General features: G+C 70.2%; 22 protein-coding genes and 1 tRNA gene. 10 read left to right on the top strand and 13 right to left on the bottom strand.

Features of this window, described 5'->3' with window-relative positions; translation table 11 throughout:
- Together ABC319_RS13970 and ABC319_RS13965 are read right to left on the bottom strand one after the other, a co-directional pair.
- A tRNA-Gln gene (locus tag ABC319_RS13970) sits at window positions 1-75 on the bottom strand.
- A 60-nt stretch (window positions 76-135) separates the two neighbouring features.
- Window positions 136-1,242, bottom strand: coding sequence for a branched-chain amino acid aminotransferase (locus tag ABC319_RS13965; RefSeq protein WP_413070812.1), 1,107 nt, complete (start codon window positions 1,240-1,242; stop codon window positions 136-138).
- Between the two features lie 64 nt (window positions 1,243-1,306).
- Here ABC319_RS13965 and ABC319_RS13960 point away from each other — a divergent pair, with 64 nt between their 5' ends.
- Window positions 1,307-1,795, top strand: a complete 489-nt coding sequence (locus ABC319_RS13960; protein WP_413070811.1) for a MarR family transcriptional regulator — start codon at window positions 1,307-1,309, stop codon at window positions 1,793-1,795.
- 4 nt (window positions 1,796-1,799) lie between these two features.
- Here the strand turns inward: ABC319_RS13960 and ABC319_RS13955 are convergent, their stop codons facing one another.
- The 5 genes from ABC319_RS13955 to ABC319_RS13935 all read right to left on the bottom strand — a co-directional run bounded on the left by ABC319_RS13955 (window position 1,800) and on the right by ABC319_RS13935 (window position 4,966).
- Window positions 1,800-2,570 carry a pyrroline-5-carboxylate reductase family protein gene (locus ABC319_RS13955; protein ID WP_413071699.1) on the bottom strand — a complete coding sequence of 257 codons (771 nt, stop codon included), beginning with the start codon at window positions 2,568-2,570 and terminating at the stop codon, window positions 1,800-1,802.
- 47 nt (window positions 2,571-2,617) lie between these two features.
- Window positions 2,618-3,127: a type III secretion system chaperone family protein gene (locus ABC319_RS13950; RefSeq protein WP_413070810.1), complete on the bottom strand. Its 510-nt coding sequence runs from the start codon at window positions 3,125-3,127 to the stop codon at window positions 2,618-2,620.
- A gap of 93 nt (window positions 3,128-3,220) precedes the next feature.
- Window positions 3,221-3,484, bottom strand: a complete 264-nt coding sequence (locus ABC319_RS13945; protein ID WP_413070809.1) for an accessory factor UbiK family protein — start codon at window positions 3,482-3,484, stop codon at window positions 3,221-3,223.
- Window positions 3,485-3,524: 40 nt separating this feature from the next.
- A complete protein-coding gene (locus ABC319_RS13940; RefSeq protein ID WP_413070808.1) occupies window positions 3,525-4,043 on the bottom strand; it encodes a TspO/MBR family protein in 519 nt (172 codons plus the stop codon).
- 185 nt (window positions 4,044-4,228) lie between these two features.
- Window positions 4,229-4,966, bottom strand: a complete 738-nt coding sequence (locus tag ABC319_RS13935) for a TlyA family RNA methyltransferase (protein ID WP_413070807.1) — start codon at window positions 4,964-4,966, stop codon at window positions 4,229-4,231.
- A 76-nt stretch (window positions 4,967-5,042) separates the two neighbouring features.
- Between ABC319_RS13935 and ABC319_RS13930 the strand changes: the two genes are divergently transcribed.
- The 3 genes from ABC319_RS13930 (at window position 5,043) to ABC319_RS13920 (ending at window position 9,874) form a co-directional block, all read left to right on the top strand.
- Complete coding sequence (locus tag ABC319_RS13930; protein ID WP_413070806.1) at window positions 5,043-7,397, top strand: hypothetical protein; 2,355 nt, start codon at window positions 5,043-5,045, stop codon at window positions 7,395-7,397.
- 178 nt (window positions 7,398-7,575) lie between these two features.
- On the top strand, window positions 7,576-8,139 hold the full coding sequence (locus ABC319_RS13925) for a DNA-3-methyladenine glycosylase (protein ID WP_413070805.1): 564 nt from the start codon (window positions 7,576-7,578) through the stop codon (window positions 8,137-8,139).
- Window positions 8,140-8,542: 403 nt separating this feature from the next.
- Window positions 8,543-9,874, top strand: coding sequence for an HD-GYP domain-containing protein (locus ABC319_RS13920; protein WP_413070804.1), 1,332 nt, complete (start codon window positions 8,543-8,545; stop codon window positions 9,872-9,874).
- Window positions 9,875-10,253: 379 nt separating this feature from the next.
- Here the strand turns inward: ABC319_RS13920 and ABC319_RS13915 are convergent, their stop codons facing one another.
- From ABC319_RS13915 to ABC319_RS13905, 3 genes are all read right to left on the bottom strand, one after another.
- The gene (locus ABC319_RS13915) at window positions 10,254-10,463 is read right to left on the bottom strand and encodes a DUF1289 domain-containing protein (RefSeq protein WP_413070803.1); all 210 of its coding nucleotides are present in this window, start codon (window positions 10,461-10,463) and stop codon (window positions 10,254-10,256) included.
- Window positions 10,460-11,896 carry a DEAD/DEAH box helicase gene (locus tag ABC319_RS13910; protein ID WP_413070802.1) on the bottom strand — a complete coding sequence of 479 codons (1,437 nt, stop codon included), beginning with the start codon at window positions 11,894-11,896 and terminating at the stop codon, window positions 10,460-10,462. Before ABC319_RS13910 ends, ABC319_RS13915 begins: the two co-directional genes overlap by 4 nt.
- 138 nt (window positions 11,897-12,034) lie before the next feature.
- Window positions 12,035-13,921 carry a gamma-glutamyltransferase family protein gene (locus tag ABC319_RS13905; RefSeq protein ID WP_413070801.1) on the bottom strand — a complete coding sequence of 629 codons (1,887 nt, stop codon included), beginning with the start codon at window positions 13,919-13,921 and terminating at the stop codon, window positions 12,035-12,037.
- Between the two features lie 143 nt (window positions 13,922-14,064).
- Between ABC319_RS13905 and ABC319_RS13900 the strand changes: the two genes are divergently transcribed.
- Window positions 14,065-17,484 carry an amidohydrolase family protein gene (locus ABC319_RS13900; protein ID WP_413070800.1) on the top strand — a complete coding sequence of 1,140 codons (3,420 nt, stop codon included), beginning with the start codon at window positions 14,065-14,067 and terminating at the stop codon, window positions 17,482-17,484.
- A 66-nt stretch (window positions 17,485-17,550) separates the two neighbouring features.
- Here the strand turns inward: ABC319_RS13900 and ABC319_RS13895 are convergent, their stop codons facing one another.
- Window positions 17,551-18,363: a transglutaminase-like domain-containing protein gene (locus tag ABC319_RS13895; RefSeq protein WP_413070799.1), complete on the bottom strand. Its 813-nt coding sequence runs from the start codon at window positions 18,361-18,363 to the stop codon at window positions 17,551-17,553.
- Window positions 18,357-19,289: a transglutaminase family protein gene (locus tag ABC319_RS13890; RefSeq protein WP_413070798.1), complete on the bottom strand. Its 933-nt coding sequence runs from the start codon at window positions 19,287-19,289 to the stop codon at window positions 18,357-18,359. Before ABC319_RS13890 ends, ABC319_RS13895 begins: the two co-directional genes overlap by 7 nt.
- Here ABC319_RS13890 and ABC319_RS13885 point away from each other — a divergent pair.
- Together ABC319_RS13885 and ABC319_RS13880 are read left to right on the top strand one after the other, a co-directional pair.
- Window positions 19,283-20,065 carry an N-formylglutamate amidohydrolase gene (locus ABC319_RS13885; RefSeq protein WP_413070797.1) on the top strand — a complete coding sequence of 261 codons (783 nt, stop codon included), beginning with the start codon at window positions 19,283-19,285 and terminating at the stop codon, window positions 20,063-20,065. The genes ABC319_RS13890 and ABC319_RS13885 overlap by 7 nt on opposite strands.
- Window positions 20,066-20,185: 120 nt before the next feature.
- Window positions 20,186-20,911: a FadR/GntR family transcriptional regulator gene (locus tag ABC319_RS13880; protein ID WP_413070796.1), complete on the top strand. Its 726-nt coding sequence runs from the start codon at window positions 20,186-20,188 to the stop codon at window positions 20,909-20,911.
- A 101-nt stretch (window positions 20,912-21,012) separates the two neighbouring features.
- Here ABC319_RS13880 and ABC319_RS13875 read toward each other — a convergent pair whose 3' ends face one another.
- A complete protein-coding gene (locus tag ABC319_RS13875; protein ID WP_413070795.1) occupies window positions 21,013-21,402 on the bottom strand; it encodes a four-helix bundle copper-binding protein in 390 nt (129 codons plus the stop codon).
- A gap of 342 nt (window positions 21,403-21,744) precedes the next feature.
- Between ABC319_RS13875 and ABC319_RS13870 the strand changes: the two genes are divergently transcribed.
- The 3 genes from ABC319_RS13870 (at window position 21,745) to ABC319_RS13860 (ending at window position 25,646) form a co-directional block, all read left to right on the top strand.
- On the top strand, window positions 21,745-21,924 hold the full coding sequence (locus tag ABC319_RS13870; RefSeq protein WP_413070794.1) for a hypothetical protein: 180 nt from the start codon (window positions 21,745-21,747) through the stop codon (window positions 21,922-21,924).
- Between the two features lie 85 nt (window positions 21,925-22,009).
- The gene (locus ABC319_RS13865; RefSeq protein WP_413071698.1) at window positions 22,010-24,064 is read left to right on the top strand and encodes a TonB-dependent receptor; all 2,055 of its coding nucleotides are present in this window, start codon (window positions 22,010-22,012) and stop codon (window positions 24,062-24,064) included.
- 88 nt (window positions 24,065-24,152) lie between these two features.
- On the top strand, window positions 24,153-25,646 hold the full coding sequence (locus ABC319_RS13860; protein ID WP_413070793.1) for a carboxylesterase/lipase family protein: 1,494 nt from the start codon (window positions 24,153-24,155) through the stop codon (window positions 25,644-25,646).
- Window positions 25,647-25,650 lie beyond the last annotated feature (4 nt).

Genomic DNA, 25,650 nt, shown 5'->3' with positions numbered 1-25,650 from the left:
TGGCTGGGGCGGCAGGATTCGAACCTGCGAATGGCGGCACCAAAAGCCGCTGCCTTACCACTTGGCGACGCCCCAATTGCGGACCGGCTTATAGTCGGCCCGGCCGGCTTGGAAACCCTGTTCCGTGCGAGGAATTCAGCGGAGGCGGTGGAGCCAGGCGTGGCGATCGGCGGCGTTTCCGCGCTGGATGGCGTTCAGCGCCTGATGGAGGCGGTCGGTGATCTGGCCGGTGCCGCCGCTGCCGATCGTGAAGTCGCCGCCGTCGCCATCGGCGACGCTTCCGACGGGGGTGACGACCGCCGCGGTGCCGCAGGCGAACGCCTCGACGAGGCGGCCGCTGCGCGCATCGTCGCGCCACTGCTCGATCGCGTAGGGCTCCTCACGCACGGTCAGCCCCTGGTCGCGGGCGAGCGCGATCAGCGAATCGCGGGTGATGCCGGGCAGGATCGTGCCGCCCAGCGGCGGGGTGAGGAGCGAGCCGTCGTCGAAGACGAAGAACAGGTTCATGCCGCCCAGCTCCTCGATCCAGCGGCGCTCGGCGGCGTCGAGGAAGACGACCTGATCGCACCCCTGCGCGATCGCGGCCTTCTGCGCGATCAGGCTGGCGGCATAGTTGCCGCCGCACTTGGCCGCGCCGGTGCCGCCGGCGGCGGCGCGGGTGTGCTCGCGGCTGACCCAGACCGAGATGGGGCGCATGCCGCCCTTCCAATAGGCGCCGACCGACGAGGCGATGACCATGTAGATGTATTCGGCCGCCGGCTTCACGCCCAGGAACACCTCGGACGCGAACATGAAGGGACGCAGGTACAGCGCGCCCTCTCCGCCGGGGATCCAGTCGGCATCCGCGGCGACCAGCCGCTCGATCGATTCGATGAACAGCGCCTCCGGCATCTCGGGCATGGCCAGCCGTCGGGCGCTGTCGCGGAAGCGGCGGGCGTTCGCATCGGGGCGGAACAGCGCGGTGCCACCATCGGCGAGGCGGTAGGCCTTCATCCCCTCGAAGATCTCCTGCGCGTAGTGGAGGACCGAGGAGGCGGGATCGATCTGGAGCGGGGCACGGGCGGTGATCTGCGCGTCGTGCCAGCCCTTCTCGTCCGAGAAGCGGACCAGCGCCATGTGGTCGGTGAAGACGCGGCCGAAGCCCGGATCGATCAGCTGCCGCGCCCGCTCGACCGCCGCCACGGGCGCCCGATGGGGGTCGAAGCGGAAATCGAGGGCGCTGCTGGGCTCCGTGGCGGACATTTCGTGGTCAACTCGTCTCGTGGCGGGTTGCGGACGCGTAGGGCGGCTGGCTAAACGGGTCAACATGGCTGCCGCAGCACCTTCCGCACCCGCCCTGTTCCTCCGCGAGCCCGAATTGCGCCGCGGCATGGAGCTTCTGTACTTCGGTCATAGCCACCTGACCCGCTCTACCGACGAGCGATTGGCGGAAAGGGGGCTGGGCCGGGCACATCACCGCGCGCTGTACTTCGTGGCGCGCAAGCCCGACCTGACGGTGAGCGAGCTGCTGTCGCTGCTCGCGATCACCAAGCAGTCGCTGGGCCGCGTGCTGAACGAGCTGACCGAGCGCGGACTGGTCGAGGGGCGACCGGGCGACCGGGACCGGCGGCAGCGCCTGCTGCGGCTGACGGCCGCCGGCGCGGCGCTGGAGAGCGAGCTGTTCGACGAGGTACGGCAGCGCATGTCGGCCGCCTATGTCGCCGCCGGGCAGAGCGCGGTCGCGGGCTATTGGGCGGTGCTGGAGGGGCTGATCCCGGTCGAGGACCGCGCGCAGGTGATCGGCCTGCGCGAGTGACCGGTCAGCCGCGCGCCGCCGCCGCCATCTCGGCATTGCGGCGGGCGGACGCGGCAAGGGTGTTCCGCAGCAGCCCGGCGAGCGCATCGTCGGCATCGAGGACGTTCAGCCCCTCGCGCGTCGAGCCGCCGGGGCTGGCAACGCGATCGGCCAGCACGGCCGGCGTGACGTCCGCATCGACCGCCATCGCCGCCGAGCCGGCCAACGTCGCCAGGGCGAGCCGGCGCGCCTGATCGGCGGGCAGGCCGAGCGCCTCTCCCGCCCCGGCGAGCGCATCGGCGAAGCGGAAGACGAAGCCGGGGCCGCAGCCGGCGAGCGCGGTGACCGCGCCGAACGCCTCCTCGTCATTGATCCACTCGACATGGCCGAGCGGCGCCGCGAGCGCGGTCGCCGCGTCGCGGGCGGCCGCGTCCGCCCCGGCCGAATAGAGGGCGGTGACCCCCTGCCCGATCGCGACCGGCAGGTTGGGCATGGCACGGACGATCGCGCGGGCGCCGGGCACACGCTCGGCAAGGGCCTCCTCCTCCACCCCGGCCAATACCGAGACGAGGAGCGCCGGGTGGAGGTGGCGCAGATCGACGTGATCGATCTGCTGCGGCTTCAGCGCCAGCACCAACGTCGCCGGCTCCTCGTCGAGCGGCAGCGCGGTGACGGCGCGCACCCCCGCCATCGGCTGACGCCCGCTGCGGGTGACGACGGTGACGGTGGCAGGATCGAGGCCGGCGGCGACCCAGCGACGCAGCATCGCGCCGCCCATATTGCCGCACCCGATCATCCAGAGCGGACCGTCCGGCAGCGCCGCCGGCCGGGCGGGAGCGACGCTCACGCTTCCCCCTGCGTCTCGACCAGCGAGGCGGCGAGCGCGTCGCGCGGGCTCTTGCCGCCCCACAGAACGAACTGGAACACGGGATAGAAACGCTCGCACTCCTCGATCGCCGATTCGACCAGCAATTCGGCGGCGCCCAGCGACAGGGTGATGTCGTCGTCGCCGTCGATCATCGCGGCGTGACGGAAGAGGAGGATACCGGAGGACGACCACAGCTCGAAATGGCCGATCCACAGCTGTTCGTTGACGAGCCCGATCGTCTCGTAGATCGCGGCCTTGCGATCGTCGGTGACCTTGATGTCGGGAAACGCCAGGAATTGCAGGACGCTATCCTCGTCCCGCCATAGCGCGCGCAGTTCGTAGGTGGCCCAGCTGCCCTTCACGGTCGCGACGATCTCGTCGTCCTGCCGCTCGTGGTCCCAGCCATGCGCGGCGTAATACGCCTCGAGCATGTCGATCGGCGCGGCGTCTTCCTGATCGTGATCCTGGTGGTCGAGAATGGCCATTCGTCATTGTCGCACAGGTTGGGCGCGCGCGGAAGGTAAGGCTAAGGTAAGGCATAAACTCCATCGCGTCGGGTTCGCGACGGAGCCCGGACGCTAGGCCAGGATGCTGTCGGCCGTGCCCTTCGCTTCGAGCGCATCGAGCCGGGCGCGCAGGGCATCCGCCTCGTCCCGCGCGGCGACGGCCATCGCCTTCACCGTCTCGAACTCGTTGCGGCTGACGAAATCGAGCCCGCCGATCCACTCACGCGCGCGGCTGCGGGCACTGGCCTCCGCCTCGCGGCCCATGCCCGCGACGGTGCCGGCGAAACCGTTGATGACCTTGGCGAAATCGTCGAAGATGCGGTTGTCGGACTGCATGTGGTTTCCCGAAAAATGGGCGGAGAGACGCCGTCTGCCTCTACAGCATCTGGGAGGTGTGCGGGGGCGGTGCAACCCCCTGCCCGTCGGGATTGAGCTGGCCGATCCGCCAGGTCAGCACGCCGGCGAAGCTGATCCAGACCAGATAGGGCACCATCAGCCACGCCGCGATCGACCGTACGCGCCCGAACAGGAACGTCGTGACGATGCCCGCGGCCAGCATCGCGACGATCAGCCACAGCGCCGCCTGGATCCGGTGGGCGCCGAAGAACAGCGGCGTCCAGGCCAGCGACAGGCCGAAGGCGACCACGAAGGCGGCGATCGCCGGCCAGCGTGTGCGGGCGCCGCGGGCGTTGATGACGATCGCCACGGCCAGCCCGAGCAGGACGTAGAGCGTCGTCCACGCCACGGGGAACAGCCAGTCGGGCGGGGTCTGCGCCGGCTTGGCAAGGGCGGCGTACCAGCCATTCTCTTGCCCCGCGACGACCGCGCGGCCGGAGGCGAAGCCGAGCAGCAGGATGAGCGGAACGGTGACGACCGCCCATCGCAGGAACGACATCCTGAGCTGACCCTTCGACGCGATACCGCCCACAGCTGCTCCTATCCGTCCGCCAGATGGACGATCACGGGGATCTTCCTGCCGCATGACGCGCAACGCGGCAACGGGTTGCGCGTGTCGAAGCGAGACGGTGACTTGTTTCGGGACGCGGCCGCAGACTTCGGCGTGGGAGAAGGAGCAAGCGGTCAGTTGCCCCGCGTCGCCGCGATCAGGAACTCGACATTGCCCTCCGGCCCGGTGATCGGGCTGGTCGTCAGCGCCGCGACCGCCCAGCCCTGTGCCGACACCCATGCGGCGACATCGCGGCAGACGCGGTCATGGATCGCGGGGTCGCGGACGACGCCGCCCCTCCCCACCTCCTCGCGGCCCGCCTCGAACTGCGGCTTGATGAGGGCGAGGAGGCGCGCGCCCGGCGCGGCGAAGGTCAGCGGGCGTTCGAGCACCTTCGCCAGGCCGATGAAGCTGGCGTCGCAGACGATCAGGTCGACCGGCTCGGGAATGTGCGCCGCCGTCAGGATGCGCGCGCTGGTCTGCTCGTGAACGACCACGCGGGGATCCTGACGGATCCTCCAGGCCAGCTGGTTCGTCCCGCTGTCGACGGCATAGACGCGAGCCGCCCCACCGGTCAGCAGCACATCGGTGAAGCCGCCCGTCGACGAGCCGACGTCGATCGCGATCGTGCCGGTCACGTCCCAGCCGACATGGTCCAGCCCGTGTGCCAGCTTGATCCCGCCGCGCGAGACCCAGGGATGATCGCGCCCGCGAACATCGAGGACGGTGTCGGGGGCAAGCTGTTGCCCGGGCTTCTCGACCTTTCGATCCGCAACGAACACCAGTCCGGCCATGATCAGCGCCTGCGCCCGGGCCCGCGATTCGGCGAGCCCGCGATCGACGAGCATCTGGTCGGCGCGCTGCTTTGCCATGCCGCCCCGTACCGGAGGGGGTGGCGGGCCGGCAAGAGGGTGGCGTGGATGCTGCCGGGACGCTACGGCAGCGGGCGTGAATGTTCGTCCGATCCTTCGCGCCGGCCTTGCGGCGGCGGCGGCCCTGACCATCCCGGCGACAGCGCAGGTCGCCCCGTTCGACCTGGCCGGACCGCGGCTGAGCGTGACGGTGGCGCACAGCGCCGACAAGAACGCCGCGACCTTGCCGATCGCGGCGGTGCCGAACCTGACCGCCGGCGACCGGCTGACCATCACCGCCGACCTGCCCAAGGACCAGTCCGCCCGCTATCTGCTGGTCGTCGCCTTCCTGCGCGGGGCGACCAATCCGCCGCCCAAGAAATGGTTCTTCGAGGCGGAGACGTGGAAGGACAAGGGCCGGACGCTCACCGTGACCGTGCCGGAGGGCGCGCAACAGGCGCTGGCGTTCCTGGCGCCGGCGACCGGCGGCGATTTCGGCACGCTGACCGATGCGGTGCGCGGCCGGCCCGGCGCGTTCGTGCGCGCGTCGCAGGACCTGAACCAGGCGTCGCTCGACCGGGCGCGGCTGGACGCCTATGTCGATGCGATCAACGCCCGCGACACCGAGGGCGGCATACGGCTGGAACAGGTGTCGCCGCTGCTCGCCCGCAGCCTGTCGATCCGGCTGAAGGAAGAATGCCTGACGCGGCCGCCGCAGTTGCAGGCCGGTTGCCTGACCGGGGGCAGCGACGCGCTGGTGCTGAGCGACGGGCACAGCAGCTCGATCGCGGAGGCGCTGACCGGCACGCCGACCGACCTGGCGTATCAGCTGAGCGCGACACCGCAGGGCGGATACGGATATTACAGCCCGTATATCGGCGTGGTGCGCGACGTGGCGCGGATCCTGGGCGCATTCCGCACCGCGAACTACCAGTACATCCCGGCGCTGGCCACGCATGACGGCGACGGGCTGAAGCTGCTGTTGAACGCGGTACCGTCGTTCGGGAAGCCCAAATCGGTACTCGTCGCGGCGTTGCCCGCCGTCGGCCCGCCCAGTCCCCCGCCGCTGCGGCCGACGCATCCGGGGGCGGCCTATTGCCTGACGCGACCGGGCCTGGTGCTGCCGGTGGAGGGCGCGCCGCTGATCCACGCCACCGCCTATGCCCGCGACCTGGCGCTGCGCGTCACCGCGCGCGACGGGCGCGAGATCGACCTGCCGCTGGTGTCGGATGCGGAACATGGCGGCCTGCTGGTGCGGACGGATGCGCTGAAGCCGGGCGAGTTCGACGCCGAGCTGACCGGACGGCTGCATGGCCGCTGGGGGTTCGAACCGTTCGAGGGGCCGCGTTTCGCCCTGCAGAACCCGCGCGCCGACAGCTGGCGCGCGCCGGAGAAGGGCGCCGACGGGGCGGGCGAGCTGGTCGTCGGGCGCGACAATCCGCTGCCGCTGACGGGTGCGGGCACCGCCTGTGTCGAGGCGATGACGCTGCGCCTGCCGAACGGATCGGTGCGGCCGGTGGAGTATGAGGGCAAGGGCAGCGGCGTCGTCGCGACGCTGCCGCTGAAGGGCGCGGCGCCCGGCGAGATGAGCCTGCGCGTGCAGCTGGCCGGCGTGGCCGAGCCGGCGACGATACCGCTGGTCGCCTATGCCGAGGCGGGGCGGATCGACGGCTTCACCCTGCACGCCGGCGACCGCGAGGGGGTGCTGGCCGGCGCGCGGCTGGACATGGTGACCGCGCTTGCCGTCGATGGCGTGCGGTTCCGGCCCGGCACGCTCAGCCGGACGGCGGGCAGCGACCGGCTGACCATGATCGCCGATGCCGTGCCGGCGGAGGGGAAGTCGGGCCGCGTGACGCTGGCGGACGGACGGACGGCGGCGGTGCGGGTGACGCTGGCACCGGCGCGGCCCGCGGCGACGCTGATCGCGCGGACGGTGGTGCCGGCGGACGGCCCCGTCGCGGTGACCCTGCCCGATGGGGTGGTGGCGCAGCGCGACCGGCTGACCTTCTCGATCCGGGCGGGCGGCGGGACGCGCTTCGCACCCGGCGACCGGGTGGAGGTGCAGGCGGGCGCGGCGACCGCGGCGGTGCCGCTGCGGCTGCAGGATGCGGGCGTGGCGATCGGCGAGATCGTGCCGGGTGCGGCGCTGGGTCCGGCGGCGGCGGGGCCGCTACGGTTCCGGGTGATGCAGGGCGACGCGGCGGGCGACTGGCAGCCGCTCGCCACGCTGGTGCGGACGCCGGCACTGAGCACGGCCAGCTGTACGGACCGCTGCACGCTGGCCGGGCGCGACCTGTTCCTGCTGAGCGCGGCGGGGCCGGTGACGGTGCCCGAGGGCTTTACCGGCGAGACGCTGTCGGTGCCGGCCGCGGCGGCGGCGGACGCGCGACTGGCGGTGACGCTGCGCGACGATCCGGCGGTGAAGGCGTCGATCGCGCTGGCGGCGAAATGATCGCGCCGGGCAACGCCAAAAAAAAGGCCGGGACAAAGCCCGGCCGTGAAAGTTTTTAGGAGAGGATGCCTGAAAGGCCAGCTCCTTTTGCAGCGCAGCATCGATCCATGCAATTGTTAAAGATGATTGATCGATTGCGTATCGTGCAACCGCATTGCCGTGGCAGGCATGAAGCGAGATGACGCTGGCGGTCGATGACCTGTTTGCCTTGCCGGTCGTCGAGCTGGCGCGCGCGCTGGTCGGTTGCCGGCTGCTGGTCGATGGAGTCGGCGGCACGATCGTCGAGACCGAGGCCTATCACGCCGGGGATCCCGCCTCGCACAGCTTCGCCGGCCCGAGGCCGCGCACCGCGGCGATGTTCGGGGCGGCGGGCCATGCCTATGTCTATCGCAGCTATGGCCTGCACTGGTGCATGAACGTGGTCGGCGGCGCGGAAACGGCGGCGGCGGTGCTGCTGCGGGCGATCGAGCCCACCGACGGGATGGACAGGATGGCCGTCCGCCGGGGGCTGGACGATCCGCGACTGCTGTGCGCCGGGCCCGGCCGGCTGTGCCAGGCGCTGGGCATTACCGGTGCGCTGGACGGCGCGCCGCTGGACGCGGCGCCGTTCGCACTGCTGCCCCGCACGGCGAAACCGGCGATCGTGACGGGGCCGCGCATCGGCATCAGCAAGGCGGTGGCCGAGCCGTGGCGGTTCGGCATGGCCGGATCCCGTTTCCTGAGCCGGCCGTTCCGCCCATAGATCGCCGTCGCGAACGTTGAGGATGTTGTGCCATGCGGGCCGCAAACGCCGGCGACGGAACGCGGATGTTTTGACAGTGATGCTGCCATATATCCGGCAGGGAGCGAACGATGAAAGGACATTGCGACGTCCTATCGCAGACCGGGGTCAGTAGGACATCGCGACCTGCCCCGAACGACGCTGAAATGCGCTTGTCGACACTTTCGCGCACCAAGTAGATGTAAAGCACCGTGCTTTAGCACCAGAGAACGTCGACTTTGTACCTCTTAACATTCGCATATCGTATATTAAGCCAATCTGGACCTATCGCTCCGACATCGGTCGCCTCCCCGATCGCGATCGTCCGCCACTCCTCCCGCTGCGGGAAGGATGGGCGGCCGAACCGGCACAAGGACCAACCAGGATGTTGAAATCGATCCGGCCCGACGAAGTCGAGATGGGAATGTACGTGCAAGGCTTCGAGGGCAGCTGGCTGTCGCACCCGTTCTGGCGACCCCGCTTCGTCATCGAAAGCACCGAGGTGCTGGAGAAATTGCGGGCGGCCGGGGTGATGGTGCTGATCGATACCGGCAAGGGCCGCGATGTCGCGGCGGCGGCGGTATCGCCCGACGCGGTCGTGGCCCCGATGTCCAGCCGGCTGGACGGCGTCGTCGCGCGGGCCATCAATCCCCTGTCCCATGCCGCGACGGCAGCGTCCGTGCCCGGGCGAACCGGGATGCCGCCCCGCATCGTCGCCCCCGCGGCGTTCGGGCGCGCGGATCGCGCGCGTGCGACCGCGCTGGCGCAGCGTTCGACGAAGGCGGTGAAGGCGCTGTTCGACGACTGTCTGCACGGCCGCGCGATCGCCGGCCCGGCGGTGCTGGCTGTCGTCGACGACATCGCGACGACGCTGGAGCAGAACAGCGCCGCGTTCGTCAGCATCACGCGCCTGAAGGCCAAGGACGACGAAACCTATACCCACAGCGTGGCGGTCTGCGCGCTGATGATCGGGCTGGCGCGGGATGCCGGGGTGTCACCAGACATGCTGCTTGCGATGGGAACCGCCGGCCTGCTCCACGACATCGGCAAGGTGTCGATCGACGCCGCGATCCTGAAGAAGCAGGAGCCGCTGACCGCGGAGGAGACCGCAGCGCTGCGCCGCCATCCCGAGCTCGGCTTCGCGATGTTGCACGAGGAAACCGACATGCCGCCCCTGGCGCGCGACGTCTGCCTGCACCATCACGAGCGGCTGGACGGTTCGGGCTACCCGTTCGGGCTGGCTGGCGACGACGTGAGCCAGGCCGCCCGCATCGCCGCGATCTGCGACGTGTACGATGCCATGACCTCCGACCGCCCGTATCGGAAGGGCATGACACCGGCGGCGGCGCTCGCCGAAATGGAGGCGGCGGCCGACGAGTTCGACCAGTCGCTGACCTTCCGCTTCATGCGCAGCATCGGCGTGTTCCCGCCGGGCAAGCTGGTGCGGCTGCGTTCGAACCGGCTGGCGGTGGTGCTGCCGTCGAAGCACGCGGACCGCTGTCCCCTCGCCCGTGTCTTCTACTCGACCATCGACGCCTGCTTCCTGCCCTACGAAGACGTGGTGCTGAGCGACCGGCTGAATACCGAGCAGGCGATCGCCGCGGAGAATGCGGCACAGTGGTTCGACGTGGAATGGCCGGCGATGGCGGCGCGGATCATCGGCGGCAAGCCGGCGATGATGCCCGCTCGGGACGTCGCGTCGCGCGAGCTGACCTGAAGGATGATCCATCCTGGCTGAAGCGCACTCCCGGGACGGATCGACGTTCAGCGCTATTGCCTGTTTCCGTCGTTCCCGCACAGGCGGGAACCGGTAGACGCATCGCGTTCGGCTCGATGTCGTTCGCCAGACTGGGTTTCGATCAGGTCTGGTCAACAGGATCGTCACCCCGGACTTGATCCGGGGTCCCGCTTATCCCCCCGGTCAGCGGGATCCCGGATCAAGTCCGGGATGACGACTGTACAAAGCTGATCGACAGCGACTCTAGCGTGTATGGATCACCGCCTGCGCGGGGAGATGGGGATTTTGCCGGCCCCTGATCTCCACTTGAAAGCTGGATGTCGATCGGCCCCGGACAGGACGGTTCGTACCCGCGCGGTCAGTCGTTCCGCGTCGCCATCGCCGCCATGCGGCCGGGCAGGCGCGCCTTGATCGCCCGCTTGTCGGCGATGGCGCGGGTACCCCAGCCGGCGATCTCGTCGGCGGAGCGACCGCAACCGCGACACCAGCCGGTAACGGGGTGGAGCGTGCAGGTATTGACGCAGGGGCTGGCCACGTCGGCCGGCTCCGCCCGGACATATTCGATCACGGCTGGATGGCGAGGGTCACGTTCAGGAAGTCCGGGATCGGACCGTTCCAGCCCTCGTCCGGCCCGTCGTGCCGGTCGTCGCGGCCGAAGCGGCGGTCGTCGCGCGGCGGGCGCGCCTCTTGCCGGGGAGCGCGGGCGATGTCGCGGGCCGGCGGGGTGCCGCGATCGACGACGGGTGCCGCGACCGGAGCGGCGGCCGGTGCCGCTTCCCCGCGTGCGGCCGGGCGGCGGTCCCGACGCTCGCGGCGGGGACGCTCGGCCGCGGGTTCGACCGCTTCGCTTTCGCTGCGGGCGGGGGTGGGGGCGGCGGCGGCGGGAGCCTCCAGCCGGGCGATCTTCTGGCCGGTCAGCTTTTCGATATTCTCGATATTCTCGGCATCGTCGGGGGCGACGAAGGTATAGGCGGTACCGGTCGCGCCCGCGCGTCCGGTGCGGCCGATCCGGTGGACGTAATCGTCCGGATGCCAGGGCGCGTCGAAATTGAAGACGTGGCTGACGCCCTTGATGTCGAGCCCGCGGGCCGCGACGTCGGACGCGACGAGGATCGTGACCTCGCCGCGCTTGAACAGGTCGAGTTCCGCCAGACGCGCCGGCTGCTCCATGTCGCCATGGATCTCGCCGGAACGGAAGCCATGCTGCTTCAGCGACTTGTTGAGCTCGCGCACCGTCGTCTTGCGGTTGCAGAAGATGATCGCGTTGGTCACCTCTTCCTGCGCGAGCAGCTGGCGCAGGCGATCGCGCTTCTCGAACGCGGACGCCTTCACCGGCACCAGCCACTGGGTGATGTTGAGGTTGGTCGAGGCGGGGCGCGACACCTCGATCTGCTTGGGATTCTCGAGGAACTTGTCGGCCAGCTTCTTGATCGGCGGCGGCATCGTCGCGGAGAAGAGGAGGGTCTGGCGCTGTTTCGGCAGCTTCGTGCAGATCTCCTCGATATCGGGGATGAACCCCATGTCGAGCATCCGGTCCGCCTCGTCGATCACCAGCAGCGAGCAACCGGTCAGCAGGATGTTGCCGCGCTGGAACAGGTCCATCAGGCGGCCGGGCGTGGCGATCAGCACGTCGACGCCCTTTTCCAGCGCCTTGATCTGGTCGCCCATCGACACGCCGCCGATCAGCAGCGCCATCGAAAGATTGCTGTTGGCGCCGTACTTCTCGAAATTCTCGGCGACCTGCGCGGCGAGTTCGCGCGTCGGCTCCAGGATCAGGCTGCGCGGCATGCGCGCGCGGCTGCGCCCGTGCGCCAGGATGTCGATCATCGGCAGTACGAAGCTGGCGGTCTTGCCCGTCCCCGTCTGGGCGATGCCGATGATGTCGCGCATCATCAGAACCGACGGGATGGCGGCGGCCTGGATCGGCGTCGGCTCGGTATAGCCGGCATCGGTGACCGCCTGCAGGAGTTCGTCGGAAAGGCCGAGATCGGCGAAGGGCATGCAGTTGTCCGGAAACGAGGCGCGCCCATGCGCGCGCAGCGACCCAAGGCGCTCGCCCAGCGGGCGGGAAATGTCAAGCGCAGGCAGCTGCCCGGCCCTTCTTCTCCCCTCCCTTGTCGAGAGAGGGGAGATACTTGTTCAATAGGCCAGCGCGCAGCCGTCGGCGCGCATCTCGCTGGCGGCGGCATAGACGCGGGTGAGGCCGTCCATGCGATGCTCGACGCATTCGTACCGGCCGAAGCCGCCGTCGGGATCGCCGATCGTCCAGCCGATGTCCGCCAGCTTGCGGCGCGTGGCCATGGGCACGCCGCTTTCGAGGCGCAGCAGGCCGGTCGGCCCCATGCCGGGGCTGTCCTCCCCCATCGACTGCGACGAGCCCTCGTGATGCCAGCGCGGACTGTCGCCCGCCGACTGGATCTCCAGGCCGTAATCGATGCGGTTGACCATGATCTGGGTCTGCCCCTGCGGCTGCATGTCGCCGCCCATCACGCCGAAGCTCATCCACGGATCGCTGCCGCGGGTGGCGAAGCCGGGAATGATCGTCTGGAACGGGCGCTTGCCGGGCGCATAGATGTTGGGGTGGCCGTCCTTCAGGCTGAACAGCTGGCCGCGATCCTGGAACATGAAGCCCAGACCATCGGCGACCAGCCCCGATCCCATGCCGCGGAAGTTGGACTGGATCATCGACACCATCATGCCGTCGGCGTCGGCGCAGGAGAAATAGGTGGTGTCGCCCCTCGATGGTGCCTGACCGGGATGGACCGGGGTCAGGATGCGGTCCGGGCGGATCAGTTTCGCGCGTTGCGCGGCATATTCCTTCGACACCAGCCACTCGACCGGCACCTTCGCGAAATGCGGGTCGGCATAGTAGCGGGCGCGATCCTCATAGGCGAGGCGCTTGGCCTCCGCTTGCAGGTGGATCGACAAGGCGGACTGGAAACCGGCGCCCTGGAGATCGAAATGCTCGAGGATGTTGAGCATCTGCAGCGTCGCGATCCCTTGCGTGTTGGCGCCGAGCGCGTGGACGGTGGTGCCGCGATAGTCGGTGCGGTTCGGCTCGATCCATTCCGATCGGTGCGCGGCGAGATCCTCGTAGCGGAGCCAGCCGCCGATCCGCCTGAAGTAACGGTCGATGGTGCGGGCAAGGTCGCCGGCGTAGAAGGCGTCGCGCCCGCCGGCGGCGATCGCGCGATAGGTGCGGGCGAGATCGGGGTTGCGGAACACCTGCCCCGCCCGCGGCCCCTTGCCGTCGTTCAGGCCCCAGGTGCGCAGCGCATTCCGCGTCTCCTCGATCCCGTTGTTCGGCCGGGCGAAGGCGGCCATGCTGCGCCGGATGTAATAGGCGACGATGTCGGGCACCGGCGTGCCCGCCTCCGCCAGCGCGATCGCAGGCTCGAACAGCGCGGCCCAGGGCAGCTTGCCGTAGCGCTTGTGCATCGTCCACCAGCCGTCGACGGTGCCCGGCACCGACACGGTGATCGCGCCGAGCGGCGGCAGCGCGCCGTTCTTCGCGCGCGCCCGCACCGTTTCCAGCGACAGGCCGCGCGGGCTGGCGCCCGAACCGGCGAGGCCGACGACCTTACGCGCCTTCGGATCCCAGATCATCGCGTAGACGTCGCCGCCGATCCCGCTGGCGGTGGGCTCCAGCAGGCCGAGGCAGGCGTTGATCGCGATCGCGGCATCGACCGCCGAGCCGCCGCGCCGCAGGATGTCGATCCCCGCCTGCGTCGCCAGCGGATGCGCGGTGCCGGCGGCGCCGTTCAGCCCGTAGACGGCGGTGCGCGAGGCGAAGCTGGCGCCGACCGGGCGATCGCCGGCATGCACGTCGGGGCGGATGAAGCGGTCCTGCCCGGCCGTCCAGCGACCGGGCAGCGGCGCCGCGCCGGCGGTCGCCGGCTGCGGTGCGCCGCCCTGCCCCGGACCGGCGGTGCCCCGTTCCGGCGCGCTGGCGCCCTGCTGCGCGCGGGCCATGCCGGGAGCGAGGGCGGCGGCGGGAAGGCTGGCGATGAAGGTGCGGCGGCGCATGCGGTTACTCCGGTGATAGCGCGGTTGTCGCGGGAAAATGGCCGGGTCGCAAGCGGTTGGCGACCCCCGCGGGGTCGATCCGCATTTTCCGGCGTGCGTCGCCGGGAACATCGGTTAAGGATCCGGAAAAAGAGGGGGAATCCATGATCGTCCGCACGGCCTCGGCCATCGCACTCTGCCTGTACGCCACCAGCCTCGTCGCGCAGGGCACGCCGCCCGCGGCGAAGCCGGTCGAGGAGACGCAGGCGCCCGAGAACGAGGCGACGAAGCCGGTGCCGGACGCGGGCTCCCCCCTGCCCCCGCCCGCCCCGGCCGCGGCGCCGGCCGGCGCGGCGACGCCCGCCGCCAAGCCGGCGAAGTGGGACGTGTCGGCGCCGCGGGGGATGACCACGCGCGAGGTGGCGATCAACGTCGACGAGGGCAGCTGGATGAACGTCGACGTGTCGCCCGACGGGCGGACGATCGCGTTCGACCTGCTGGGCGACATCTACACGATGCCGGTCGCGGGCGGCACCCCGACCCGGATCGCCGACGGCCTGCCGTACGAGCACCAGCCGCGCTTCTCGCCCGATGGCCGCCGCATCGCGTTCACCAGCGACCGGGGCGGCGGCGACAATATCTGGGTGATGAACGCCGATGGCAGCGACAAGCGGCAGGTGACGAAGGAGGAGTTCCGCCTCCTCAACCAGCCGAGCTGGAGCCCCGACGGCCGCTTCATCGCCGCCAAGAAGCATTTCACCACCGGCCGCAGCCTGGGCACGGGCGAGGTGTGGCTGTACCACGTGACCGGCGGCGACGGGGTGCAGCTGGTCAAGCGCGCCAGCGAGCAGCTGCAGAAGGAACTGGGCGAGCCGGTCTACGCCCCCGATGGGCAGGGCATCTATTACACGCGCAACGTCACCCCGGGGCCGATCTTCGAATATGCGCAGAACTCGCGCACCGACCTGTTCGACATCGAGCGGTACGACATGGGCACCGGCGAGGTGGAGACCGTCGTCAGCGGCGTCGGCGGATCGGTGCGGCCGACGCCCTCGCACGACGGCAAGCGGATCGCGTTCGTCCGGCGCGAGGCGAACAGGACCAAGCTGTGGGTCAAGGACTTCGCCAGCGGGGTCGAGCGCGTCGTCTATGACGATCTGGACCGCGACGTGCAGGAAACCTGGGCGGTGACGGGCGTGTACCCGAACATGGCGTGGACGCCCGACGACAAGGCCGTGGCGTTCTGGGCGGGCGGCAAGCTGCGCCGGGTGGGGGCGGACGGCGCGGGCGGCGCGGTGATCCCGTTCCGCGTCGCCGATACGCGCGTGGTGATCGATGCGACGCACCCCGTGGTCGAGGTCGCGCCCGATCGGGTGGTGACGAAGATGCCGCGCTGGGCCAGCGTGTCGCCCGATGGCCGGCAGGTGGTGTTCGAGACGCTGGGCAAGCTGTGGATCAAGCCGATGTCCGGCGGCACCGCGCGCCGCCTGACCCGCGGAGCGGACGAGATGGAGCTGTGGCCCAGCTGGTCGCGCGATGGCAGGCAGGTCGTGTTCGTCGGCTGGACCGATGCCGGCCTGGGCCAGGTTAGGACGGTCGCCGCCGCGGGCGGCGCGGCGAAGACGGTGACGACGGTGGCGGGGCATTACCGCCGCCCCCGCTTCTCGCCCGATGCGAAGACGATCGTGTTCGAGCAGGGCGAGGGCGGCGAGCTGACCGCGGCGCGCGGCAATCCCGGCACCGGCGCGTACCGGGTGGCGGCGGCCGGCGGCGCGCCGGTGCGGATCGCGAAGGATGCCGCCGCACCGCAGTTCGGCACCGATTCCACCCGCGTCTTCCTGATCACCAACGACAAGGGCAAGCGCCAGTTGGTCAGCACCGACCTGAACGGCCAGGCGGAGCGGGTGCACGCGTCGGGCGAGCTGGTCAGCGACTACCAGCTGTCGCCGCGCGGCGATTACGTCGCGTTCCGGCAGAATTACGAGGCGTTCGTGATCCCGCTGCTGCCGGGCAAGCAGGCGGTCGATGTCGACAAGAAGGGCGGCGCCCTGCCCGTCACCCGCGTCAGCGCCGAGGGCGCGGACTTCATCAACTGGTCCAACGACGGCCGGCGCGTCCACTGGAGCATGGGGCCGACGCTGTATTCGGCCGATACCGCCGCGCTGTTCGCCGCCGCCCCGTTCAAGGGCGCGGAAGGGCAGGAAGCGCCCAAGTTCCCGACGCCGCGCACCGGCGTGTCGCTGTCGATGGACGTGCCCGCCGCGAAACCCGTCGCAACGGTTGCGCTGACCGGGGCGCGGGTAGTGACGATGAGCGGCGCGGACGGCGGCATCGTCGACGACGCGACCATCCTGATCCGCGGCGACCGCATCGTTGCGGTGGGCCCGCGCGCATCGGTCCAGGTGCCGGCGGGCGCGATCCGCGTCGATGCGACCGGCAAGACGATCATCCCCGGCCTGGTCGACGCGCACGCGCACGGCAGCCAGGGCGAGGACGAGCTGGTGCCCGAGCAGAACTGGAACGCGATGGCGAACCTGGCCTTCGGCACCACCACCGTGCACGATCCGTCGTCGCGGTCGGCCGAGATCTTCCCCGCCGCCGAGATGCAACGGGCGGGCATGCGCCTGCAACCGCGGACCTTCTCGACCGGCGAGATCATCTACGGCGCCAAGGCGGCGGACGTGTATGCCGAGATCAACAGTTACGAGGACGCACTGTCCGACGTGCGCCGGCTGAAGGCGCAGGGAGCGCATTCGGTGAAGAACTACAACCAGCCGCGCCGCGAGCAGCGCCAGATGGTCGTCGCCGCCGCACAGGCGGAGGGGATGGAGGTCGTGCCTGAGGGCGGCTCGCTCTACACGATGGACGTGACGCTGGTGCAGGACGGCAACTCGACCGTCGAGCACAACGTGCCGCTGGAGCATTTCTACGCCGACCTGGTGCAGTTCTGGACGCAGACGAAGACCAACTACACGCCGACGCTGGTCGTCACCTATGGCGGACCGGCAGGCGACCCGTACTGGCGCGCGCATACCGACGTGTGGCGTCACCCGCTGCTGACCCGCCATGCGCCGCCTGCCCTGCTGGCCGCGCAGAACGCCCGGCGCGAGATCGCGCCGGAGGACGATTATGTCGACGACGAGAGCGCGCGCGAGGCGAAGAAGCTGGCCGACAAGGGCGTGCAGGTGTCGATCGGCGCGCACGGCCAGCAGCCGGGGCTGGGCGCGCACTGGGAGATGTGGAGCTTCGTGCGCGGCGGCTGGTCGCCGATCGAGGCGCTGCGCGCGGGCACGATCATGCCCGCGACCTCGCTGGGTTATGCGAAGGACGTCGGATCGCTGGAGCCGGGCAAGCTGGCCGATCTGGTCGTGCTCGACGCCGATCCCACTACCGACATCCGCAATACCGAGAAGGTGCATCAGGTGATGCTGGGCGGCCGGCTGTACGATGCCGCGACACTGAACGAGGTCGCGACCGGCAGCTTCAGGCGCAAGCCGTACTGGTGGGAAGGCGCAACCGGCGGACGCGGCACCGGCGCGACGCTGACCACCGGACACGGGCACGGCGACTGGGCGCGGGATTGAGGACAGGCGCGCCCTGACTGCCATACCCCGGCGAAGACCAGGGCGGCCACGATCGCGTCTGTCGGCTTATTCTTCCGCAACCTCGTCGGTATGCACCTTGAAGCCGGTCAGGATCGCCGGGCCGAACGTGGTGGTCAGGGCGGTGTCGGTGGCGTCGCGGCCGCGGGCCATCAGGATGCGGCCGATGCGCGGCGTGTTGTGGCGCGCGTCGAAGGTGTGCCACTCGCCGCCCAGATAAACGTCAAACCAGGCCGAGAAATCCATCGCGGCATCGACCGGCGGCACGCCGATGTCGCCCAGATAACCGGTGCAGTAGCGTGCCGGGATGTTCATGCACCGGCACAGCGTGATCGCCAGATGGGCGAAATCGCGGCAGACGCCCTGCTGTTCCTGATGCGCGTCCCACGCGGTCTTGGTCGAGCGGGCGTGATGATAGCCGAATTCGATGTGATCGTGGGTGAAGTCGACGATCGCCTGCACCCGCGCCCAGCCGGTCGGCAGGTGGCCGAACAGCGACCAGGCGGTTTCCGACAGCCGGTCGGTCTCGCAATAGCGGCTGCCGAGCAGGTAGACGAGGACATCGTCGGGCAGTTCCTCGATTGCGTGCTGGACGGCGTCTGGCACGCACGGGTCGGGCCGGCCGTCATCCTCGATGGTGAAGTCGCACGACAGGGTCAGCCCGCCGGGCGGCACCGTCACACGGGTGCAGACGTTCCCGAAGGCATCGAGATAGTCGTAGATCGGCACCGCCGGGCTGGCGGCGATCCGCTGCACGGTCCGCAGATCCTTATGGCGCGACGGATGGACGCTGAGCATCGCCATCAGCGGCGTCGGCACCTCTGCGTCGAAACGGATGTCGTAACCGGCACGGATCAGCATGGGGCAGGCTCCTTCAGAGCGGCGGCGGGGTCGGCGGAGGTGGTCGGCGGAGCGGCGACCTGGATGTCGACCGACACGTCCATGTCGACGAAGCTGCCCGGAAAGCCGCTCCACGTGCCGGAGACCGGCACCGCCTGATAGATGTCGCGGGCGATCGCGACGCGGATCAGGCCGCGGTTGCCGATGATGCCGTTGGTGGGATCGAACTCCACCCACCCCGATCCGGGCAGGTAGACGCGGACCCAGGCGTGCGTGTTGCCGCCGCCGACCACCCCGGCGGACCGCGGCGACCCGCTGGCATCGTAGACATAGCCGGACACGAACCGCGCCGCGAACCCCAGCGCGCGCACCGCCTCGATCATCAGCATCGCATAGTCGCGACAGGTGCCCTTGCGCCGGGTCAGCGTCTCGATCGGGGACTGCGTGCCCTTTTCGGGCCGCTGGACATAGGTGAACTCGCGCCGGATCGCGGTCGTCATGTCGGTCAGCAGCGCCAGCGTGTCGGTGCGCCCGTCGGACAGGAACCGCCGCGCCCACCGGTCGATGTGGCGCTGCGGATCGAGATGCTGGCGCTCGATCGAGCGGAGCAGGTCCGGCATCTCCTCGGACGAGTAGGTGAAGGGATAGGTCTTCGCGTAATCCTCGATATCGACATGGTCGATCTGCGCCGGGGCGTGACGCAGGTGGACGCGGCTGTCGATCGCCAGCCGGCTCGCCTGCCGGTCGAACGTGACGATCGCGACCGAATTGCCGAACACGTCCTGCAGCCAGCGCACCTCGCGTGGGGGCGGATCGATGTCGAGCCTGGCGGCGAGCAGGTGCTGGTCGTAGCTCTCGCGCGGGCGGACCATCAGCCGATGCTCGCCGAACGAAACCGGCTGTCTGTACGTATAGGTCGTGACGTGAGAGAGGTTCAGGAATGACATCGACCGATCATGAGCCCTTGCTGACGGCCGCCGATCCCGCACCGGTGACGGTCATCAACCCGGTGGGCGCGTCGCCGTTCCTCTTTATCGGCGATCATTCGGGCAATGCCATCCCCCGGTCGCTGGGCGACCTGGGCGTTTCGGCGGCGGACCGGACGCGGCACATCGCCTGGGACATCGGTGTCGCCGGCCTGGGCATGACGCTGGCCGGGACGATGGATGCCACGTTCGTGCGCCAGACCTATTCGCGCCTGGTGGTCGACTGCAATCGCGCGCCCGGTGCGGTGGACGCGATGCCGCCGGTCAGCGACGGGACGCCGATCCCCGGCAACCGCGACCTGTCGCCGACGGACGTCGCGGCGCGGATGGCGGCGATCCACGCACCGTACCAGCAGGCGATCGCCGATGCGCTGGCCGCGCGTGACGCCGCGGGCCGGCCGACCGTGCTGATCGCGCTGCACAGCTTCACCCCGGCGCTGGCCGGCGGAACCAGGCGCCCGTGGCAGATCGGCGTGCTGCACGATGCGGGCGACACCGGCTTCGCATTGGGGCTGCTGTCCGTGCTGCGGCGGGAGCCGGCATGGACGGTCGGCGACAACGAGCCGTACCGGATGGACCTGATCGACTACACGATCCCGCGCCACGCCTATCCGCAGCGTCGACCCTATGCCGAGCTGGAAATCCGCCAGGATCTGCTGGCCGACGCGGCGGCGGAGCGCGAGTGGGCCGGCCGGCTGGCATCCGCACTGACGGCGGCACTACCCGGCGGGATCTGATCGCGGACCGTCGCGGCGGACAGGATCTTGACTGACAAAAACGTGGGTCTGTCCCGTCGCGAGGTTGCCACCGGGCGGCATACCGTCTTACCTCCAGCCAACGAAGACCAGGAGAACCCAGTGGCCAAGCGCGGGCAGCCCGCACATATCTCGCTAGCCGCGCAACTGGGGGTGGCGATCGTCACCGGGCACCATGCACCCGGCTCGACCCTGCCGGGCGAGATCGAGCTGGCCGAGACGTTCGGCGTGTCGCGCAGCGTGATCCGGGAATCGCTGCGCATGCTGTCGGCCAAGGGGCTGGTGGAGAGCCGCCCCAAGGCGGGCACGAAGGTGCGCGACCGCAATGCCTGGAACATGCTGGATCCGGAACTGCTGAAATGGATGTTCGAGGGCGCGCCGCCGCTGCGCTTCGTCCACAGCCTGTTCCAGCTGCGCATGATCGTCGAGCCGGCCGCGGCGGAACTGGCGGCGGCGGGCCGCACGTCGCGCCAGTTGTCGCGGATGGGCCATGCGCTGGAGGAGATGGCACGCCATGGCCTGACCAGCGAGATCGGCCGCGCCGCCGACCAGCAATTCCACGCGATCATCCTGGAGGCGACCAACAACGAACTGCTGGTCAGCCTGTCCGCCGGCATCTCCGCGGCGGTCCGCTGGACCACCTTCTTCAAATATCGCAGCGCCAAGCCGCCGCGCGATCCGATGCCGCAGCATCAGGCGCTGTTCGAGGCAATCGCCGACAGCGATCCGGCCGGCGCGCGCGCGGCGACGGCGGCGCTCGTCCTGCAGGCCCAGATCGATACCGAGGCGGTGATCAGCGAGGAAGCCGAACGGGCGCCGGTGGGCTGATACCGCAGGGTCGCGGGGCGGCAGCTACCCCGACGAACCCGACATGTCCTTGATATCGTCGGACATGATCAGCCGGATCCGGCCACCGCCACCATCGACCCTCAATGCAGGGTCGCCAGCGCCTCGCGACAGTCGTTGGCGCATTCGCGGCACATCGTCGCGCACAGCTTGCAATGCTCGTGATCGTACTTGTCGCATTCCGCGGCGCAGATGAAGCAGGCCTCCATACAGGCGGTCAGCATGGCGCGGACCATCGCATCGTCGTCCGCGGTCTGGCGTGCCGCGACCTTCGCCGCCGCGGTGCAGATATCGGCGCAATCCATGCATTTGCGGATGCACTGTGCCATGTCCATCGGCTCGGCGGAGCATGCATCGGCACAGGAGGTGCAGAACAGCGCGCAGTACATCGCGTGCTTCGCGGCGATCGCCATCGGTTCGTTGGGGCGCCCATGCGCATTCGGATGAAGCGCAATCATCTTACGGATCGACATCGGCAGCCTCCCTCGTTTTTGCCTGACGCTCAACCGTCCGCCGGATCATCGTGTTCCGCGGGCGGCGGCGCCGTTGCCATACTCTAGGCGCGGGTTTCGCGGGCGGGAAGTCCCGTGATCATACGCCGCTCGCCGACGATCGCGGCGGCATTGCGCCGGCTAACAAGTGTCTCGAAATGTGACGAAATTGCCGTAAGACCCGAACTTCGCGTGCATCCGCGCAGGGACGGCGGACGTTACTTTTTCCGCGTCCTTTCAGGGCGTTCCTGCGCCCCGGCGGCTCCACCCGCTTGCCGACCGGGGCGCAGTACAGGCAACTCGCAGCAAGGATCAGGATTACCGATGCAGGAGTGGTATCCGATCGCGACGGCGCCGGAACATGTCTTCGTCCGCACCCGGGTAGCCGGCGCGCGCGGGCCCCGGCTGGAGGCACGGCTGATGCGACGCGGGGAGCTGTGGTTCACCGGCGGGCGGCGGCCGACCTTCGTCCATCACACCCCGACCGAGTGGAAACCCGAATAGACGGAAGCGGTTGGCGCGGCGGACCGCGATCGTTAGGGCCGGTTCTCCCCCGCTTCGGAGAATGATCGCCGTGCGTTCCGCCATGATGCTGCTGGCCGGCAGCACCGCCCTGCCGTTCGCCATGCCTGCCGCCGCCCAGACGGCGCCGGCCGATCAGGACATCGTCGTCGTCGGCCGCGGGCTGGACCAGCGCCCCGGCGACCGCGCGTTCGACGTGGTCGCGATCGATGCGGCGCGCATCGCGGAGAATGCGAGCAACCGGCTGGAGAGCGTGCTGGCCGATGTCGCGGGGCTGCAGCAGTTCCGGCGGTCGGACTCGCGCTCCGCCAACCCGACCAGCCAGGGCATCTCGCTGCGCGGCATCGGCGGCAACGCGTCCAGCCGCGCGTTGCTGGTGCTGGACGGGGTGCCGCAGGCCGATCCGTTCGGTGGCTGGGTTCCCTTTCCCGCCTATGCCACCGATCGCATCGGCCTGATCCGCGTCACGCGGGGTGGCGGCAGTGGCTATTTCGGGCCGGGAGCACTGGCCGGGACGGTGGAGATCGAGAGTGCGGGACCAGCCGGGCAGCCGGCGCTGGCCGGCGACCTGGCCTATGGCAGCCGCGATTCGGTCGACGCGTCGGCATCGGGCATGCTGGTCCGCGGGCGCGGGTTCGCGACGGTGTCTGCCGCCTATGCCCGCGGTGACGGCTTCGTGCCGACGGTCGCGGAAGCACGCGGCCCGGCGGATCGCGCCGCACCGTACCGGCAGGCCTCGGCCGCCGTGCGCGGGGTCGTGCCGATCGGTGTCGACACCGAGTTGCAGGCCAACGTCTCCGCCTTCACCGACACCCGCGAGCGCGGCACCGCCTTCACCGCCAACCGCAGCGAGGGCGCCGATGCCAGCGTCCGCATCGTCGGTCGCGGTCGCTGGGGCTATTCGGCGCTCGCCTATCTCCAGACCCGCGCCTTCGCCTCGCAGTTCGCCAGCGTGGATGCGGCCCGGACGACGGCGACGCAGACGCTGGACCAGTACAACACCCCCGCGACCGGGATCGGCGCGCGGTTCGAGCTGGTGCCGCCGGTCGGCACGGGCCGCGACCTGCGCGTGGGCGCCGACCTGCGCCGCGTCGACGGACGCACGCAGGAGGCATATACCTTCGTCGCCGCCCTGCCGACGCGGCGGCGCATCGCCGGTGGTGCGGCGCTGACGGCGGGGCTGTTCGCCGATGCCAGCGTCGAGGCGGGCGACGTCACGCTGACGCTGGGTGGCCGCGTCGATCGCTGGCGGCTGTACGACGGCCGCCTGCGCGAGACGACACTGGCAACCGGTGCCGCGCTGACGGACAGCGATTTCGCCGATCGCGAGGGGACCGAATGGACCGGCCGCGCCGGCGCGGCCTGGGCGCCGGCGAGCGCCGTGACGCTGCGCGCGGCCGCCTATCGCGGCTGGCGACTGCCGACGCTGAACGAACTCTATCGCCCGTTCCGCGTCGGTGCCGACGCGGTCGCCGCCAATGCCGCGCTCTCGCCGGAGCGGCTGAGCGGCGTGGACGGCGGCGTTTCGATCACGCCCGGCGGCGGCGTCACGCTGGCGGCGACGCTGTTCTGGAACCGGCTGACGAACGCGATCGCCAACGTCACCGCGGGGCGCGGGCCCGGCACCTTTCCCGGCGTCGGCTTCGTCGGGGCGGGCGGCGTGTACCGCGTGCGCCAGAACCTGGATGCGATCCGGTCGACCGGGCTGGAGCTGGACGCGCGGTGGAGCAGCGGCCCGTTCTTCGCCCAGGCATCGTGGAGCCACACCGATCCGCGGGTCGAGGCGAGCGGCGCCGCTGCCGCGCTCGACGGACTGCGCCCCGCCCAGACGCCGCGCGACCTGGTGTCGGGCTCGCTGGGCTGGCGGCGACATGGCGCGGCGCTGTCGACGACGGTGCGCCACGGCGCCCGCCAGTTCGAGGACGATCAGAACAGCCGCACCCTGGCCCCCGCGACGACGCTGGACGGGTATGCCGCCCTGCCCCTGACCCGGGCGATCGCGGTGGAACTGCGCGCGGAGAACGTCTTCGACGAGCGGGTGGAAGCGGGGATCAGCGGCGCCAACATCGTCGAGCGCGCCACGCCCCGCACGCTGTGGATCGGATTGCGCCTGCGCGGCTGAGCGCGCGGCGGCTGGTCGGCACGCGCAACATGCCGATCGGCACAGTCTCCGCCATCCCCGGTCCGCACGCCTCGCGTAGGATGGAGGCATGCCAGTCCAGAACGACCAACAGGCGGTGACCCGCGTCGATGCCGGCCAGTTGCGCGGCCGTGCGGAAGGCGGCGTGCGCCGGTTCATGAGCGTGCCCTATGCCGCGCCGCCCACCGGGGACCGCCGCTTCGCAGCCCCGCAGCCGGTCGAGGCATGGGACGGCATCCGCGATGCGACCAGCCCCGGCCCGAACGCACCCCAGCGGATCAAGGCGGTGCCCGGCCTCGACGTACAGGCACTGGTCGGCGGCGGATGGGTGCCGGGCGACGATTACCTGACGCTCAACATCTGGTCGCCGGACGACGATCGCACCGGATTGCCGGTGATGGTGTTCATCCATGGCGGCGGCTTCGTGGTCGGCAGCAAGGACGCGCCGGTGCAGGACGGCGCCACCTTCGCGCGCGACGGCGTCGTCTGCGTCGCGATCAACTATCGCATGGGCGTCGACGGGTTCCTGCCGATCCCCGGCGTGCCGACCAATCTGGGGCTGCGCGACATGCTGGCGGCGCTGGCATGGGTCCAGCGGGAGATCGCGGCGTTTGGCGGCGATGCCGGCAACGTCACCGTGTTCGGCGAATCGGCCGGGGCGATGGCGATCGCCGACCTGGTCACCTCGCCGCTCGCCGCCGGGCTGTTCCGGCGCGCGATCATCCAGAGCGGCCACGGTGCGATGACCCGCGACATCGACGTGGCGCAGCGGCTGGTCGCGAAGATGGCGAGCCTGCTCGGCATCGCGCCGACCCGCGAGGGCTTCGCCGCCGCGCCGACCGAGGCGGTACTGGATGCGATCGAGAAGATATCGCTGCCGACCACCCGCATCGACCTGCGCGGCCCCGACGGGCGCGAGCCGGTGTTCGGGATCAGCCGCTTCGTTCCCGTGCACGGCGACGACGTGCTGCCGATCCAGCCGCTCGATGCGCTGAAGACCGGCGCCGGCGCCGATGTCGACGTGCTGATCGGCACGAATGCGGAGGAGATGAACCTGTACCTCGTCTCCAGCGGCCTTCGCGACAAGATCGGCCGGCTGATCGCCTGGCTGGCGCTGCGCCGGTCGCAGCCGCACGCATGGCGCGTTCTGAAGGCGTACGGCATGGGCCGGCAGTCCGGCGGGCGGGCCCTGACCGATGCGATGACCGACCTGGTGTTCCGCTGGCCGGCCAGGCGCTTCGCCGAGGAGCATCGCGGGCGCACCCACGTCTATGATTTCGAGTGGCGATCGACCGCGTTCGGCGGCGAACTGGGCGCGGCGCATGCGGTCGAGATCCCGTTCGTGTTCGACACCCTCGCCATCGCGACCGGGCCGGAGGGGCTGCTGGGCCGGACCGCTCCGCAGGAGCTCGCGACGCGGATGCACCGGCTGTGGATCGATTTCGCGCGCGACGGATCGCTGCCCTGGGCGCCGTTCGACCGCGACACGCGCCAGGTCTACCGCGTCGTCGCCGCTACCGCCTCGGCCGAACCGGCGATGCCCGCCGCCCCCTTCCTTCCCTGAGGAT

Origin of the sequence: Sphingomonas phoenicis (assembly GCF_047238005.1) — a bacterium.
GTDB lineage: Bacteria > Pseudomonadota > Alphaproteobacteria > Sphingomonadales > Sphingomonadaceae > Sphingomonas.
This window is presented reverse-complemented; position numbering and strand designations above follow the sequence as displayed.